Annotated in this window: 17 protein-coding genes; 6 read left to right on the forward strand and 11 right to left on the reverse strand. The window is 33.7% G+C overall.

Annotated features, from left to right (window positions below; all coding sequences use genetic code 11):
• Nucleotides 1-218 precede the first annotated feature (218 nt).
• The gene (ilvN, locus tag GIY83_RS09595; protein WP_208686609.1) at nt 219-725 is read left to right on the forward strand and encodes an acetolactate synthase small subunit; all 507 of its coding nucleotides are present in this window, start codon (nt 219-221) and stop codon (nt 723-725) included.
• Here ilvN and GIY83_RS09600 read toward each other — a convergent pair.
• Both GIY83_RS09600 and GIY83_RS09605 read right to left on the reverse strand, forming a co-directional pair.
• The gene (locus tag GIY83_RS09600; RefSeq protein ID WP_208686611.1) at nt 722-1327 is read right to left on the reverse strand and encodes a hypothetical protein; all 606 of its coding nucleotides are present in this window, start codon (nt 1325-1327) and stop codon (nt 722-724) included. The two genes, ilvN and GIY83_RS09600, sit on opposite strands and share 4 nt — an antisense overlap.
• Before the next feature lie 224 nt (nt 1328-1551).
• On the reverse strand, nt 1552-2076 hold the full coding sequence (locus GIY83_RS09605) for a PPC domain-containing DNA-binding protein (RefSeq protein WP_208686613.1): 525 nt from the start codon (nt 2074-2076) through the stop codon (nt 1552-1554).
• Nucleotides 2077-2196: 120 nt separating this feature from the next.
• Between GIY83_RS09605 and GIY83_RS09610 the strand changes: the two genes are divergently transcribed.
• Nucleotides 2197-3417, forward strand: coding sequence for a DUF763 domain-containing protein (locus GIY83_RS09610; RefSeq protein ID WP_208686615.1), 1221 nt, complete (start codon nt 2197-2199; stop codon nt 3415-3417).
• A gap of 64 nt (nt 3418-3481) precedes the next feature.
• Here GIY83_RS09610 and GIY83_RS09615 read toward each other — a convergent pair whose 3' ends face one another.
• The 7 genes from GIY83_RS09615 to GIY83_RS09645 all read right to left on the reverse strand — a co-directional run bounded on the left by GIY83_RS09615 (nt 3482) and on the right by GIY83_RS09645 (nt 8719).
• On the reverse strand, nt 3482-3676 hold the full coding sequence (locus tag GIY83_RS09615; protein WP_065449850.1) for a hypothetical protein: 195 nt from the start codon (nt 3674-3676) through the stop codon (nt 3482-3484).
• 175 nt (nt 3677-3851) lie between these two features.
• Nucleotides 3852-4079 carry a hypothetical protein gene (locus tag GIY83_RS09620; RefSeq protein ID WP_208686617.1) on the reverse strand — a complete coding sequence of 76 codons (228 nt, stop codon included), beginning with the start codon at nt 4077-4079 and terminating at the stop codon, nt 3852-3854.
• A 13-nt stretch (nt 4080-4092) separates the two neighbouring features.
• Entirely contained in the window at nt 4093-4878 is a 786-nt protein-coding gene (locus GIY83_RS09625; RefSeq protein ID WP_208686619.1) for an ATP-binding protein, read from the reverse strand.
• 62 nt (nt 4879-4940) lie between these two features.
• Nucleotides 4941-5279, reverse strand: coding sequence for a hypothetical protein (locus GIY83_RS09630; protein ID WP_208686621.1), 339 nt, complete (start codon nt 5277-5279; stop codon nt 4941-4943).
• 254 nt (nt 5280-5533) lie between these two features.
• Nucleotides 5534-6550, reverse strand: a complete 1017-nt coding sequence (locus GIY83_RS09635; protein WP_208686624.1) for an AraC family transcriptional regulator — start codon at nt 6548-6550, stop codon at nt 5534-5536.
• Nucleotides 6550-7530, reverse strand: coding sequence for an AraC family transcriptional regulator (locus tag GIY83_RS09640; protein ID WP_208686626.1), 981 nt, complete (start codon nt 7528-7530; stop codon nt 6550-6552). Before GIY83_RS09640 ends, GIY83_RS09635 begins: the two co-directional genes overlap by 1 nt.
• Before the next feature lie 421 nt (nt 7531-7951).
• Nucleotides 7952-8719 (reverse strand): LuxR C-terminal-related transcriptional regulator, encoded by a 768-nt coding sequence (locus GIY83_RS09645; RefSeq protein WP_208686628.1) that lies wholly within the window; start codon nt 8717-8719, stop codon nt 7952-7954.
• A gap of 162 nt (nt 8720-8881) precedes the next feature.
• Between GIY83_RS09645 and GIY83_RS09650 the strand changes: the two genes are divergently transcribed.
• The 3 genes from GIY83_RS09650 (at nt 8882) to GIY83_RS09660 (ending at nt 11211) form a co-directional block, all read left to right on the forward strand.
• Complete coding sequence (locus GIY83_RS09650) at nt 8882-9532, forward strand: DUF1349 domain-containing protein (RefSeq protein WP_208686630.1); 651 nt, start codon at nt 8882-8884, stop codon at nt 9530-9532.
• An 85-nt stretch (nt 9533-9617) separates the two neighbouring features.
• Complete coding sequence (locus tag GIY83_RS09655; protein ID WP_208686632.1) at nt 9618-10907, forward strand: M20 family metallopeptidase; 1290 nt, start codon at nt 9618-9620, stop codon at nt 10905-10907.
• A gap of 19 nt (nt 10908-10926) precedes the next feature.
• Entirely contained in the window at nt 10927-11211 is a 285-nt protein-coding gene (locus tag GIY83_RS09660) for a hypothetical protein (RefSeq protein WP_229029271.1), read from the forward strand.
• Here the strand turns inward: GIY83_RS09660 and GIY83_RS09665 are convergent, their stop codons facing one another.
• Nucleotides 11212-12822, reverse strand: a complete 1611-nt coding sequence (locus GIY83_RS09665) for a family 43 glycosylhydrolase (protein ID WP_208686634.1) — start codon at nt 12820-12822, stop codon at nt 11212-11214. It abuts the gene before it with no gap.
• Nucleotides 12823-12863: 41 nt separating this feature from the next.
• Nucleotides 12864-14234 carry a glycoside hydrolase family 28 protein gene (locus GIY83_RS09670; protein WP_208686636.1) on the reverse strand — a complete coding sequence of 457 codons (1371 nt, stop codon included), beginning with the start codon at nt 14232-14234 and terminating at the stop codon, nt 12864-12866.
• Between the two features lie 525 nt (nt 14235-14759).
• Here GIY83_RS09670 and GIY83_RS09675 point away from each other — a divergent pair.
• Nucleotides 14760-16091 carry a rhamnogalacturonan acetylesterase gene (locus GIY83_RS09675; RefSeq protein ID WP_194614849.1) on the forward strand — a complete coding sequence of 444 codons (1332 nt, stop codon included), beginning with the start codon at nt 14760-14762 and terminating at the stop codon, nt 16089-16091.
• Nucleotides 16092-16094: the final 3 nt, after the last annotated feature.

The raw sequence follows: 16094 nt of genomic DNA on the forward strand, positions 1-16094 counted from the left end.
CTTTGGGAGGTTTTTTTATTTAAAATAAACATGAAAAATTCAGTACAAAATATTATTAGCACAATTATTATTATTATTCGTCTTTTATGACGGGACAGGATTCTATTGTGTACTAATAAAAAGCCTTTCTCAGTCAAAATGAGAAAGGCTTTTTTATTTCCGACAAACGCAGGCATTAAAATATCAAACCAATAAACTCTAATAATAACTAGATTCAAATGAAAAAAGAATACACTTTAACCGTTTACACAGAAGACCAAATGGGATTAATACATAAAATCGCCGTGATACTTTCCCGACGAAAAATAACTCTGGAAAGCCTGAATATTTCTGCCTGTGAAATCGATAAAATGTATCGTTTTACCCTTGTTCTAAACGAAACTTTCGAAATCGTCAGGAATGTAGCGCTTCAAATCGAAAAAGTTATTGAAGTTTTTCAGTGTAACTATAGTAAAAACGAAGAAATCGTCTGGAAACAAATGGCATTATTCAAAGTCAAAACCTCTAGCGTAATCCATCCCGAAAATACAGATGCATTGTTTCGAAAATACAACGCCCGATATATAACAATCGAAAAAGATTACACCATATTTGAAGTCACGGGACAGGAAGACGAAATTAATAATCTAATTGTGGCATTAAAGCAATATGAATTAATAGAATTTATAAAAAGCGCCAGAATTGCTCTTACTATGAACAGTGCATCTTTACAATTACCTGATTAAGGATTCACAATCTCATCATACGGAAGATTAAAAGTACCCTCGGTAATACTAATCGTTTCACCTGATGACACATTTCGAACTGTTCCCTCAAATGTGCCTTTGATGCATTTTTTACTGATCGATTCAATTTTTACCGTAAAAAGATCGTCGCCTATAGCGGTGTTATAAAGTATGGTTCCGTCTTTAGTCTGAATGGCATATCGGCCCATCATTTCAAGCTCGGCAGGTGTTGAATAAGTGCCTGCTGTAATGTTGCCACCTACTCTCCATATTTCAAAATCTAATGATGGCGGTAATTGCTCACCCACTTTAGTCGGATGCGGTCCATCAAATCCGCCAACTACAATCATTTCAAAACGATCGTCGTTGCCTCCTCCCTGAAATTTTGCAGTACGAAAATCTATTTTTCTACCCGCTACACTTGCTCTAAAATAGTAGTCTGATTTATTTTCATCTGATCCTCCATCATCACTCGAACATGCTGAAAATAATACGATAAAAGCTGATACATAAAACAGCTGCTGCACTAATCTTGAGGCTTTATTTTTGAAAAATGATGATTTTACTGCTAAAGATCGATTACTATTGTTGTTGTTTTTCATTATAATACGTTTTGATTAACAACAAATTTAGTAACGTCCGATACGTAAAACAATACCTGATTTCATGGTAATTTCTTGCTGCTTATTTTTAACCGCAAAGCGCGCTAAGATTTTATTACTTTGGTTTTACTAAACACAAAGTTCGCAAAGCTTTGGGTGTAACTTTGCGAACTTTGCGTAACCCTTAGCGTGCTTTGCGGTTAAAATCTCAAAAGCACAATATATCATTTTAAACAAGGCAATTGCAACACATTAGCATTCAAAGGCTGTTCTATTTTTCGTTCCAGCTTTTCGTTATTAACGGTAATATAAACCTCCATAGAACCCGTTCCTACTTTCAAGTCAAGGATATGTCCGCCATAAGCATCAAACTTATCATCTGTTGCAACACCGTGTATGTGTATCGATGGTTTGCCTTCGTTCCAGGCGATAGAACCCGTTAAACTTCCCATCTCTACTTTATGGAACGTTTTGGGATTAAATTTCTTTTGATTAAAATCATAAAAACCAAACGTCACTTCTTGCGCAAAACCAATTCCGGTAAAGTTGGCCGACGGAATTTGCTGTTCTTTTACCATATTTTCAATTAAGTCCAAAACATTATCGCCTTCGCGCATCACCATCAAATAGCCATAAGTAGTTTTTGTATAACGACATTTTTGGCTGTCGTCTTTTTGTTGAGCGTGTATCGAATGTACTCCCAAACAAAGAAGTATTATAGCCAGCATTTTCTTAGAGGATAAAAACATAGTATTGAATTTTAAATTTAATTTATTGTATAAATGTTTTTTGCGAAGACTGCCATCATCAAGCAACTCTAAATTTACGGATATTTTTTTCGTATTTTTGTATAAATTCAATCCTATCACATGAAACGTTCCGGTACAGCAGATCTTCCCTTACATTATGGGCATGTTCCCTTATGGCTTGCCGAACGCATGTCTAAACTCGGTTTTGCCATTGTAGAAACAATTGCAATGGAATTTTCTACTGCCGAAGTAATCAGCAAACTCAGTAATCCATTCTGGTTTCAAAGCTTTGGCGCTGTAATGGGTATGGACTGGCATTCCTCCGGAATAACAACTTCTGTACTTGGAGCATTAAAAAAATCCGTAAATCCGCATTCTAAAGAACTTGGAATTTATATCTGCGGAGGTAAAGGCAAACATTCGATGCTGACGCCACAGGAACTTTTATTTGTGGGCGAAAAAACAGGTCTCGACGGCATCAATCTTGCCAACTGCAGCCGACTTACAGCCAAGGTAGACAACACAGCCATTCAGGACGGATTTCAATTGTATCAGCATAATTTTATTGTCGATAATAAAGGACAATGGGCCGTTATTCAGCAAGGAATGAATCCAAATTCTAAAACTGCCAGAAGATACCATTGGCATTCGCAGGATTTAAAATCTTTTGTGGAAGAACCTCATACCTTTATATATGGTGAAAATCAAGGTACGATTTTAAACCTTACTGCTCAAACCGCAGCAAAATCAAGAGACGGTATTTTAGAATTGGCCAAAGAATCTCCAGCTAAAATCATGAAAGAGATGCAGTATCTTTCGATGCCGGCACATCATGATGTACGTATGGAAGATGTTAATATGAAAAGACTCGGCGCCATGCTTTGGGCCACTCACGAAAACAAACCGGAAGATTTTGAAGAATTATTACTTTTAAAAGGAATGGGACCAAGAGCTTTGCAATCACTGGCATTGGTGAGCGAAGTGATTTACGGCACTCCTACCCGATTTGAAGATCCTGCACGTTTTTCATTTGCTCACGGAGGAAAAGACGGACATCCGTTTCCTGTTCCGGTAAAAATCTATGACGAGACCATTGATACTTTGCAAAGAGCCATTAACCGTGCTAAAATTGGTAACAATGATAAGATTGATGCTATTCGTAAATTATCTGAAATCTCTCGAAAAGCAGAAGAAAGTTTTACACCCAATGATAACTTTGATGCCCTTATTCAAAGAGAACGGAATGAATCGCACAAATACGGAGGACGAACTATTTTTGGCGATGCTAAACCTCCCAAAAAAAGACCGCCAAATCCAGGAAATCAACTCGAATTATTTTAAAACTCAGAATGTAATCAAAAGAAAAACGTCTCAAATTTTAGGATTTGAGACGTTTTTCTTTTTTTTATTTTTTTTCTTCATTATCCAACTTATCGTCGAAATCAGGTTCTTCACCTTTAAATTTGTGTGTATCAACATCGTAATTTTCATCGTTTGTTAAAACTTCATCATGATCCTTATATTGATGTTTTCTCATGTCACTTCGATTATCAGTACCACTTTGCTTAGCAGTATTCTGATTTTGATTATTTGTTTTCATGTGATGCGTTTTTAAGTTTTAATAAAATTACTTAAAAGACCAGCATCAATGCTTATACAATCATTTCTAAAAGTTATAAAATAACACTTTTATTATACGGCTAATATTAAAATTGACCTACAACAAATTCAAAGCATCCGCTGTTTAATCTAAAAAAAGAAATCAACTCAGAAATCTAATTGTTCTTAATAGGCATACTATACAAAGCCTTGGTATGTTTTTTTATTTTTGAATTTTTGATGATCAACTTTTCGTAAATAGTAAAAGCCCAAAGTTCTCCATCAGACAAATCCTGTTCGCACGACCAGTTACTCCATTGGTTTTTATAAACTAAATGTCCGTTAACTCTATATTTTTCTTTGTCTACAATAGGTTCAATTGTAACACTTTTTTTCGTATTCATATTAACTTCAGTTTTAGTCATTAAATTTGATTTTAAAAACTGTTCCTTCTCCAACTTTACTCTTAACACTTATTTTTCCTTTCATTGTTTCTATTTGATTTTTTACCATGTAAAGCCCCAAACCTCTCGCCTTTTCATTTTTATGAAATGTTTTATAAAGACCAAACAGCACATCACCATACTTATTAAGATCAATACCTACACCGTTGTCAGTCACTGTTAAGGTCTTTATTCCGTTTTTAATAAAAAAATCGAATGTAATTTTAGGTACTCTATCGGGATGAGCATACTTTATCGCATTCGTACTAAAATTCAACAAAATACTTTCAAGATAAGCAGGATTAAAATGTACGACTGAACCTTCGGCTACATTATTTATAATTTCAGCCTTAACATTGTAATTATAACCATTAACCACATCTATTACTTTTTTAAGGTAAAAATTTACATCTACAGGTTTTACAATAATATTGGTATTATTCTGAATTCTAACAATCTGGGTTAAATCACTTATAGTATCATTAAGATCATTTGATACAATGCGAAGCGTTTTTAGAAGTTCGGCATTACTTTGATCTTCTTTTATATCCGTAATATCCAGAAGCATTTTAATATTACCAACATGTGTATTTAAATTATGAGAAATTATATTCGAAAAATTTATCAGCCTATTCATTTGCTGATTATACATTTTTTCATTTTTTTTCATCAAACTTATCTCCTTCTCTCTATGTAAAGAAATGTCAATTTGAGTTCCTGCCGGGCGCCAGGAATTTCCTTGAAAATCGTGTTCTGCCATGGGATTATTTTTAATGATTTTTAAATCATGACATTTTATGCCTATTATAAATCAACCCGAAACTAGATCATATTAAAATAAAACTTTAATTGTAATCTCATTTCTGATTTTACTTTGGTTGGATCAAAAATTAGCAGGTCCTCAATCTTTTCCAACTTTGATTTAATTTCCTTGTTTACTGTCGAAACAATAAGTGGAACACCTTTTTTATATATTCTCATTAAATCAAGAAGTTCATTATCAGAATACACCACAAATATGATCACATAGTAATCCTTAATTACATCATCAAATTTTTTAAAATTCTTATAAACATCAAACGTGTAGTCTTCTTTAAATTCATACTTTAAAAATCTTGAAAACCCTTTTTGACTGTCATATACCAATCCTTTTTTTATCATTTTTTTCACTTTATACTCTTTTGATAATTAGTACCTTCATGTCTAAATTTTCAATCTGTCAATTCAAAAGATTATTTATTTAAGGCATAATTAAGCTACACTTCTATACCCCTATCACATCTTAATTAAGGATACAAAGAGACTGCTTTTTTAAAAATTTCTACGCCCAAATAATACCACAATAAGACTTTTTTTTGCAAGGACTTATAAATGTTTTACTTCAAAAATTGAAAAATTAAAATGATAAAATTAAATTATAGAGATACCGAATATTTTGTGTTACGGACCAGATCATACCGTGGATAACTTCTGTATTGTTCAAAATATTTTGCAGAAAAGCATTTTAATCCCCTATAATGCAACTCATTAGCCACATCACTTACAGAATTAAATTCGCCGCTATTTAATAGTTCTTTTGCTAAAATCATCTTACCTCTCAAGAAAAAATCATTAGGAGTAATGAGAAATTTCTTTTTGAATATGATCTTAAATTTGGTATTAGACATTCCGGCCATTTCTGCCAAAAAAGGAATTCCGGGAAACTTTTTCATCAGGTTTTCAAGCAAATAGTCCTTCACAGCATTTAAAGATTCATTTTCTTTCTCTGTAATATAATGATGAATTGGAGTGAAATTTGAATAGCGATCTGTAAAGTTTGCCAATAACCTAAGAGCGGCACCTCTTAAATAAATTTCAAATGCAGGATCCTGAAAAGATTTATTTTTTATAGAATGCATTATTAGTTTGCTTTCACTATCAATGTGATCGTTAAAGAAAAGCGCTTTTCTGTGTTCTTTTTTATTATCACATAACTTTTTCAAACTTTTATTATTGATCGCAAACCCCAGCAAATCGCTGGTTACCAAAAGTCTCATAGCATAAACACGTTCTCCCACAACAGGCTCAAAAACATTCGCAATACCATTATCAAAAACGCCGAGACCTAAATTAGCTTTGTATCCTATTTTATGTTTTTCCCCCTGTACATGTATCAAATTCATATCATCACTAAAATCGAAATGAATAACATGCAAGTCATTTTCTAATGCTCCTCTTTTTACGATAATTGGCTTTTTGAATGTCAGATCCCATATCACAACCGACAATCCTTCTGTGACCTCTGTATAGAAAAAACCTCCAGAAGCAATATCTTCGGGCATGATAAGCAATTTTTCATTTATTAGTTCTGCCTTGTGTTTTTTAACAAGCTTCTTTACGAATTTGCGATGCCATAATGGTGTTACTGTATAGGTATGTTTAAGCACTATCATTACTCTAATTGTTTTACGAAATCCTTTGGCAGCATTCCAAAATATTTTTTAAAATTTAAAGCGAAGTAAGAACTACTGGTAAAATTTAAATCTTTTGAAATTTGGGAAATAGCCTGTCCTTCGCTCAAAAGCCGTTTAGCCTCTGTCAGTTTATTTTCGATAAAAAACGAATTTGGCGTCATTCCGGTAATTTTTCGAAATAGATTTTTATATTTTGTTTGTGACATATTTACTTTATCAGCCAAAAAATCTATGCCGGGGAAAATTTGATATAAATTTTCAATTAAATAGGATTGAGATTGAATAATATAAGTTAAATCACTATCGTTTACATTATCTATTATAGCTTTTTCAACACTTATTTTCTCAATATAATCTGCCAGTAAACTATTTACAGTGCCTTTTAAATAAAGATTGAAAGATATGCTTCTGATATTTTTGGATTTTAACTTATTTAAAAGATGATAACTTTCATTACTCATTCTGGTAAACTCGATAATTGTATTCTTTTTTGAATTTAAAATAAGATCAACTTTTTCCTGGAGACAAGAATTTGCAAGAAGATAGTTCTCTATTGCTTTCTTCTTAATAAAGATACAAACAGCAAATGTATGACTGCCAGCCGTTACGATATAATCAGAGTTTAGTGCACTGTCTACAATTGCTAAATTAAAATTCCAACGGCCAATTGGATTAGCGAGTTCATCAGACATCAGAACTGCTTCGCCCTCGGTTAAATTATAATAAATCCCTATAAAGTCATCATTTCTATTTTCCTGTCTAAAATGAATATCAGAATGATACACAACATCTAGATACAATACTGAAATACCAAAACCGCATTCCAGAAAATACCTGTCGCCGGTATGGATATGCTCCGGGACGGTAATAAAATTTCCCTCGACTTTTCCTTCAAGCTTAAAAGCCAAAGGTTCGACCCAATCCAGCGTTACGCCATAATGATGTGTAATTTTTTTCATAGATGTTTTTACTAAAGTTGATAATTAAAAACCTCTAAATAAAGTAATTAATTAAATTGCGTGGCGATGATTTTCAAGTGTCAGGCTTAAATATGTAGCTAAAAAAATAGCTTAAATTCTATCTAGAGCAAATTTGAGATCTTCCAATATTTAAATGTAGCTTATCCGTACAACTTATCTAAAGAAAAGTAAATCCGGCACTTTATAACAATAATGCAAATTAAAAACCTTTTTCAAATCAACTGAGCCACAATAATAGCACATGAGGACTTTTTTTTATCTCAAAATAGTCTTAAACCAGGTATTTTTCTTACTATTTTAAAGAACAGCCATAAAAACACTCACCACCAGCAATTTGTCATCTTCTTTTCTATAAAAAAATGGCTGAAATATTATATTAAAATTACAAATTAAAATTGACCTACAACAAATTCAAAGCATCCGCTGTTCGTACAGCTTCAATAGAATTGCTTACATTCAGTTTTTCGAGGATATTCTGTCGGTGTCGGTTTACTGTATTAATACTTATGTTGAGTTGATCGGCAATTTCTTTACTGATAACGCCTTTACCTATTAATAATAAAACTTCTCTTTCGCGCGATGTCAGCAAATTGATACAGTTCACATACGTATCCACATAAAAGATTTCTCCTGTTTTTGTATTGATAATTTTACCGTCGATACCGGTTAGCGTTTCTTTTTTCTCAAATAAATAATTGTAGAGACAAACCGCCAGCCACAAACCGCCTTCGGAACTGTTTTTGAGATAAAAACTGCGATGCAAAATACGCTGATATTCCTTTTTACTGTTCAGGGTTCTGATTTTGCATTTAGTGGCATAATTCAGTCTTTCGTTAGGTTCTATTGTTTTTAAAAAATTAAAAAACTCCAGTTCTAAAAGATTCCTTTCAAAAAGATCTTCAGGATGAATGCGTTGGTAAATATCTTCTTCCCAAATAGAATCAATGGTTAAAAAACCGGACGTATCCATTTCGAAAAAACTACCAAAATCACCCGTAAAAATATAGCTTTTATTATCGGCCAGATCGGACAATACTGCTACTGAATGATCGATTTTTACAAATTCTTTCATTGTATAAATGGCCTCCTGTAAAGCTTCTTTTCGCTTATCCAGGCTGTCAATAGATTCAAAGGAAAATTGATCTTCTAATTTGGAAATGGGATTCATAACACTACTTCATTTTTTCTAATAGTATGAAACTACCATAGAGAGGGCTAAAAATAGACAATTATTTCTTTAAACCTCAAAATGGTTATAAATAACTATTGCAGTAAAAATAACGAATCGCCTACTTTGTAGATTATTAATAAAATTCAAATTTAAGAAATCATGAAGAGAATGCACTTAGTTTTAATCTTTATAGGCATTATGGCAGTAAAAGGAAATGCCCAAAAATTAAATTCAATGAACTGGCTTAATGAGCCGGCTGAGTGGGAAATAAAAGACAACAAACTCACTATGCAGGTTACGCCTCAATCTGATTACTGGAACAAAAGTCATTACGGATTTACAGTCTACGACGGACCATTTTTGTATACAGAAAGAAGCGGCGAATTTGAAACTGTTGTAAAAATGAGCGGCGTTTACAAAACCAGATTCGATCAGGTTTGCCTGATGCTGCGAATTGATGAAAACAATTACATCAAAACCGGTATAGAATATGTAGACGGTGTTTATAATATTAGTACTGTACACACCATCGATAAAAGTTCGTGGAGTGTAATGGGATTAAAAGAAAAACCTAAAAATGTCTGGATGAAAGCCGTACGCCGACTGGACGCAGTAGAAATTTTTTATTCGATAGACGCAGTGAATTATACCATGACCAATACGGTTTATTTTCCGGAACATAAAACGGTACAAGTGGGTATGATGGCGGCAAGTCCTGACGGAAAAGGCTTTACTGCTACATTCGAAGATTTTAAAATTACGCATCTTCCGGATCAAAGACGTTTAGAATGGCTAAAAAACAATCAATAAAATAATGTAACATTTCTCAAAAAATGTCGTCTCTTCTATTGTACTCTTATCCTAGACCTAACCAAGCAGTAAATAAACTCCAATCATGAATTTAAAATTTTTGTTATACATCATACTAACCATTCTTGCGTTTTGTCAAAAGGCTTTTTGCCAGCAAACACAAGCAGGGGGAATTCATGAATCGATAAAAACCGAAACAGATCATATTTTTAATAAGCTTGTTGACATTAGAAGAGACTTACATGAAAATCCGGAATTGGCCGGAAATGAAATACGCACACAACAAAAAATCAAACAATATTTACTTGATCTTGGACTCAATGTCGAAACCAATGTTTATGGTCACGGCGTTATTGGGATTTTAAAAGGTACCAAAAAAGGAAAAAATATTGCCTGGCGCGCCGACATGGATGCACTACCCAATGACTTCGCTGATAACGTTGCTTTTAAATCTAAAACAAAAGGGATTCAGCATGGCTGTGGGCATGACGTACATATGGCAATCGCATTAGGAATAGCCGAAATACTTTCGAAACATAAAAAAGACCTTAAAGGAACTGTTTATTTTATTTTTCAACCGGAAGAAGAAACATTTGTGGGTGCAAAAAACATACTCAACAGCACTTCATTTTCTACAATACACCTGGATGAAATTTACGGATTGCACGTTACTGCATTACCATCTGATCAAATAATGGTCAAGCCAAATGAAATGTTTGCGTACCAAAAAAGAATACAAATTAAATTTAAAGAAGATCTGACGAAAGAGCAGACAACAGAACTAACCAAAAAGATTCAAGATGCATTATCCCACTATGCAGAAGGAACCAAGCCATGGGAAATACAAAATATGACCGATCCAAAAATAGGGCTTGCAAACGCAAATACCATTTTTAAAGATTACTTAATTATGGACGAGAAATTCTCTATTCATTCTAAAAATAATGAATTGATTCTGGATACTTATTTGTATGAAACGAATGCTTCAAACCTAAAAAACATTATTCCGAAAGTGAAACAAGTAATAGAAGCTGAAAATCTTAAAAATCAGCTGCTTTCGATTTCATTTACACAGGAAAACCCAACCGTTATTAATCACAAAAAATTGACCAGCGGCGCAGTAAAAACACTTGATACGATTTACGGTAAAGGATTCGTAGTGACAGATTATGGTCAGGTTCCTTATTTTAATGATGACTTTGCTTATTTCCAGCAAAAAATTCCGGGTGTTTACTTTTTTCTTGGAGGTTCTAATTTCAAAAAAGGAATTATTGCCATGAATCACGCTCCTAATTTTACTGTAGATGAGGAATGCATAAAAACCGGAGTCAGAAGTTTTTCTTCTTTAATTTTCGAAAAAGCTAATGGAAATTAAAACGCATAAAACTATTCACATGAAAAGCAAACAGCTTCTATATAGTGTAGTAAAAATGACCGCTGCATTTCAAAAAAAGATAAAAATAATGAGAGATAAAGATCGATTCCTGCACGCTTTAATAAAAAGTAACGGACACCATAATGTTATAGATCTTGGTGCACAAATTGGTCTTGACGAAAATGCTACTATGGAAATAGTGACGCAGCTTTTGGCTGAGCACAAAATCGAATATGCCTTAAACGGAGTCTGTGATTACAGTTTAATGAGAAGTCAAAACCGGGCTAAAAAAGCCAATAAGTAATCACTTTTTTATCCTGACCAAACTAACATCATCAATATAACAAAATGCTTTTGCTTTTCCTTCGGCAATAAAACCAACTTCGGCCTTTCCTCCTTTTATCGGAATATTGGTAATCATGATTATTTTCCAGGATTCATTTTTTTCTTTGATATTGTATTGCAGTTTTTCCCCGTTACTTAAAACATACATTTCCAGATTGTTGAAATCATCACTGTTTTTTATTTTGGCGGTTAGCGTATACAAGCCATTTTCGAGTTTTACGTAGGGCGAAGAGCTAATGGTTTGGAATATTTTTCGTTTAAAATTAATTTTATCACTGATATTCAGGCTCTTTTCGCCAATAACTACTTTTCTTTCGCTTTGGGTATTAAAATGATTTAAAACCGGCGAAGTAATGCTGTCTAATCCTATTGGGTTGCCTTCAATGACTTCACTTGCCCAACCCGTTAGTTGTATTTGCACCGGTTTTACAGGACTCGGAATATGCCTGCGGTCTGCTTCGAAACTTCCGTTTTTGATATAATTGTTATCATCGGCTACTTTCCAAATTCCGGTTTTTTCTTCAAGATTCCAGGAACTTAATGAATTAAAATAAGGCGTTATACCATGAAATGAAAGCGGACACCATTGGTTATATCCTAATCCATTTCCGGCAAAATTGGCCCACCTGTCACCACAGAAAACTATGGTTTCCTGCTTATTTCCTTTTACAGAAAAGAAAAATCCTGTTTGCGATATATGCGCAAAATCCTCCGAAGCCCCATTCATTACCAACATTTCATTTGTTGGAAGATAAGGCCCTCTAATATCATCAGCTGTTAAGTAATAAGCAAATGATCCGTCCCAGCCATAAATATTCGATGCAAACATATAATACTTATTGTTGTACTTGAACAGGCAGTTTCCTTCACGGCTTTCGCCTTTAAAAACTTCGGTACAATCCAGTAAATTGATTTTTCCTTCTTTAATGCCAATTTCCGAAACGTATATTTTATTTCTGCCTCTTCCGTACGAATAAATAAGATAGGATTTTCCGGTATCTTCGTCTGTAAAAACCGTTTGATCGCCCGTATTACTCGTCCCGATCATTTTCTCCATATTTATTTTCTGATGCCATTCAAACTGACTCGTTGGAGAATCTGCAACAGTAATTAATACCTCTTTATCATGCTGAACAAACATGGCATATTTTTTCCATTCTTTTATATACGCCACTCCCAAACGGCCCACCCAGGTTTTCCCATTTTGATTGACTTTTTCTTTTGATAAAACATCTGCTTCAAAAACCCAATTCACTAAATCATTAGAACTATAACAGGTAACCGACTGAAAAGTAGCATTAGGCAAGGTCACAGATGGATCATTACGATACATATCAGCCTCTACATAATGAACGCCGTACCAATAATATTTTTGTTTTCCCGTAACCGGATCAGCAAATTTAAATATGCCTCCGCCCTGACTATTAATAGGCTGTCCGTCTTTGGTATACCTAAAAACATCATTTTTAATATTCAATAATTGCGCTGAAACCTTATAAATGCAGCATAAATTGATAATACAAAGAAAAATCAATGTTGTTTTTAGGCAATACTTTCTTTTGATTTTCATTTTTTTTTAAGCGTTTTATTAAAATAGAAACTTTAACCCAATCAATTTTTATTGACAAAATTCACTACATTTTCATGAATGGATTTTTCGCCAGAAACCTTATCAGCAGTAACATTGGTAAGGAAAATATTCTCTACAGGAAGCTCTTTCTGCCCTAAAATCCAGGAAATAAACTTTACATTCGTTGCTTTTATATTTTCGAGATACACATTTTTTATGGGTGTAAGCCTGCGCTCAATTGTTGGAACCAGGTTTCTCCATTGGTATAAAACATCCGTTTCGATTCCAAGAATTCCTTCGTCGATTTTGCCCGATGTTATGTTACTCATATAGATATTATTCACGTAGCCGCCTCTTCTTTCGTTGGTTTTGATGAATAAAAGATGATTGAGTTTTGCGCCATCCACGACCGTGCAATTGTCTATAAATACATTTTCTATTCCGCCTGAAAGTTCACTTCCTATTGCTACCAATTGATGTCCGTTTTTAACGATACAATTGCGCATCACAATATTTTTTGAAGGCGTATTTAATCGCCACGCATCCTGATTACTTCCTGATTTTATGGCAATAGCATCATCTCCCTGATCAAAAACGCAGTTTTCTATCAGTACATTCTGGCTCATTTCAGGGTCTACTCCGTCGTTGTTATGTCCGTGCGCATAGACTTTTAGATTTCTAAGTACCACATCTTTCGACAAAAAAGGATGAATAGTCCAAAACGGACTGTTGGTAATCGTAACACCATCCATTAAAATATTTTCGCAACGATTGAACTGAATAAACTGCGGACGAAAATGTGCCGAATCATTAACCATTTGCCTCTCTTTCATAGGTTTATTGTACGAAGCCAGATAATACAAACGCTTCAGGCTTTCCATGTGTGGTTTTGGGCGGGCAAACCATTCTTTCCAAACTTCCATTTTTGCTTTTAATTCACCTTCTCCCGTAATCGCAATATTTTTGCATTGGTACGCATAAATCAAAGGCGAATAATTGTAACATTCGTATCCTTCCCAGGTCGAACGAACGGCTGGTGAATAATCATTTGGATCTTCGGAGAAGAGCAATACGGCACCTTTTTTCAAATGAAGATTGACATTACTTTTAAAATGAATTTTCTTTGTAAGCCATTCCCCTTCCGGAATCACAACAATTCCTCCGCCTGCTTTATTGGCTTTTGCAATCGCTTTATTAATCGCTTCTGACGTTTTTCCTTTATTGCCTTTAATGGCTCCAAAATCTATAATCGAAAATTGTTTGCATTTACTGAAATCAGGAATTTTGATCACCGGCATTTCAAACGGCGCTTTTACTACGACTTCTGTTTGAGTTATAGAAGTTGAATCTTTTTTGAAGGATAAAAAAATAAGCGAGACTAAAAGGCAACAGTAAAACGTTATTTTTTTCATGACGGAGTTTTATTTTTTTTAATTATAAAATTTACTTTACACATAGAAACATAGCTTTTGTTTACTTAAAAAAAGGCGTTTCATTTATTTATAATGCACATAGCTATATATGCTAAAAAATATAACGCCCGAAGGATATCGGGCGTTAGACCACAAAAAACCACTTTTGCTTTAAACAAACTTAAAAACTTAAACAATCTATCTTTAATTGCCTTATTAAACTTCAGGCAATATCATTTTCAACAACATACATTTATACATCAGCAATTATCCTTTGTAATTTGCTTTTGTAAAATAATACAATCAAAAAAAGAAAACTGTCCTGTACTATCCTTTCTTATTGATCAATTTTATATTAAAAATTAAAGATTTCATTAAATAAACAATCAAATTACAAAAGTATATTTCAAGAACAGTCATTATAATAATCGATTTCATAATTTCTTTTTAACATCATAGTACAGGATACTTTATCGAAACAGAAATTTTAGATTTGAAAATCAAATAAATTAAAATCCTGAAAAATTGATAAAAATCAGAACACTCCTATTTTGTTTTTGCATACCGGCTTTTTTATTTGCCCTGCAGCCAAAAGTAAATTCGACAGCTTATGATAAGGATGCAAAATCTTTATTGTTTTATTTTGGTACTGCTGCAAAAACTTTAAAAGGAACCGTAATTAAGAATGCCATATCTTATAATTCAAGTTTAGGTTATGGATTTGATTCTAATTCAGCTTCGAATGTCAACATCAACTCCAATTCTTTTTCCACCACCAAACCCACTTACTTTTTGGTAAAAGTTCCTGAAGGCAATTATCAGATTGAAATAGTTTTAGGAAGTTCTAATAGTCCATCAAATGTTACCATAAAAGCAGAATCACGAAGATTAATGTTGAGGGAATTCACCATACAAAAAGGACAAAAAGTAACCAAAACTTTTAATGTGAATGTAAGAAGCATTAAAATCGATGACAAAACAAATATCAGCCTGAAAGACAGAGAAAAAGAAATTTTTAATTGGGATGATAAACTGACCCTTGAATTTTTGGGAGAAGTTACGATTCAGAGTATAAAAATCACTCCAAAAGATCATCTAACTGTGGTGTATCTTGCAGGAGATTCGACGGTTACAGATCAGGATGTAGAGCCCTGGGCATCGTGGGGACAATTTATTACCAATTACTTTGATGATACTGTTGTGGTGGCCAATTATGCATATTCAGGATCTTCGCTGAGTTCTTTTAAAGGAGCAAATCGTTTAAAAAAGATACTTTCGCAAATTAAAAAAGGAGATTATTTGTTTGTGGAATTTGGGCATAATGACGAAAAAATTAAAGGCGAAGGAAATGGAGCCTGGGGATCCTACTCGGATTTATTGACAGAATTTGTTCAATCGGCCAAAGATAAAGGAGCGATTCCGGTTTTGGTAACGCCAACTCAACGCCGATTTTTTAATGAAAATGGCACTTTAAAAGAAACCCATGGCGAATTTCCTGCTGCGATGCGCGCTGTGGCTCAAAGAAATAACATTGCTATTATCGATATTACCAAAATGACCACTACATTGTACGAAGCCTGGGGCGACGAAGTTTCACGAAAAGCTTTTGTACAATATCCTGCCAATACTTTTCCGGGACAGGAAAAAGCACTGGACGACAATACTCATTTTAATAGTTTTGGGGCCAACGAAATTGCTCTTTGCGTTCTTAAGGGAATTCGCGAACTTGACATTCCGTTACAAAAACAAATAAAAAAAGAAACTCTGGACTACAATCCTAATAAACCCAATTTTATTTCCAGCTGGACACTTCCTATGAGTGCTCGTTTCGAAATTATGAAACCAGATGGCAACTAACCA

Origin of the sequence: Flavobacterium sp. SLB02 (assembly GCF_009664855.1) — a bacterium.
Taxonomy (GTDB): Bacteria; Bacteroidota; Bacteroidia; order Flavobacteriales; family Flavobacteriaceae; genus Flavobacterium.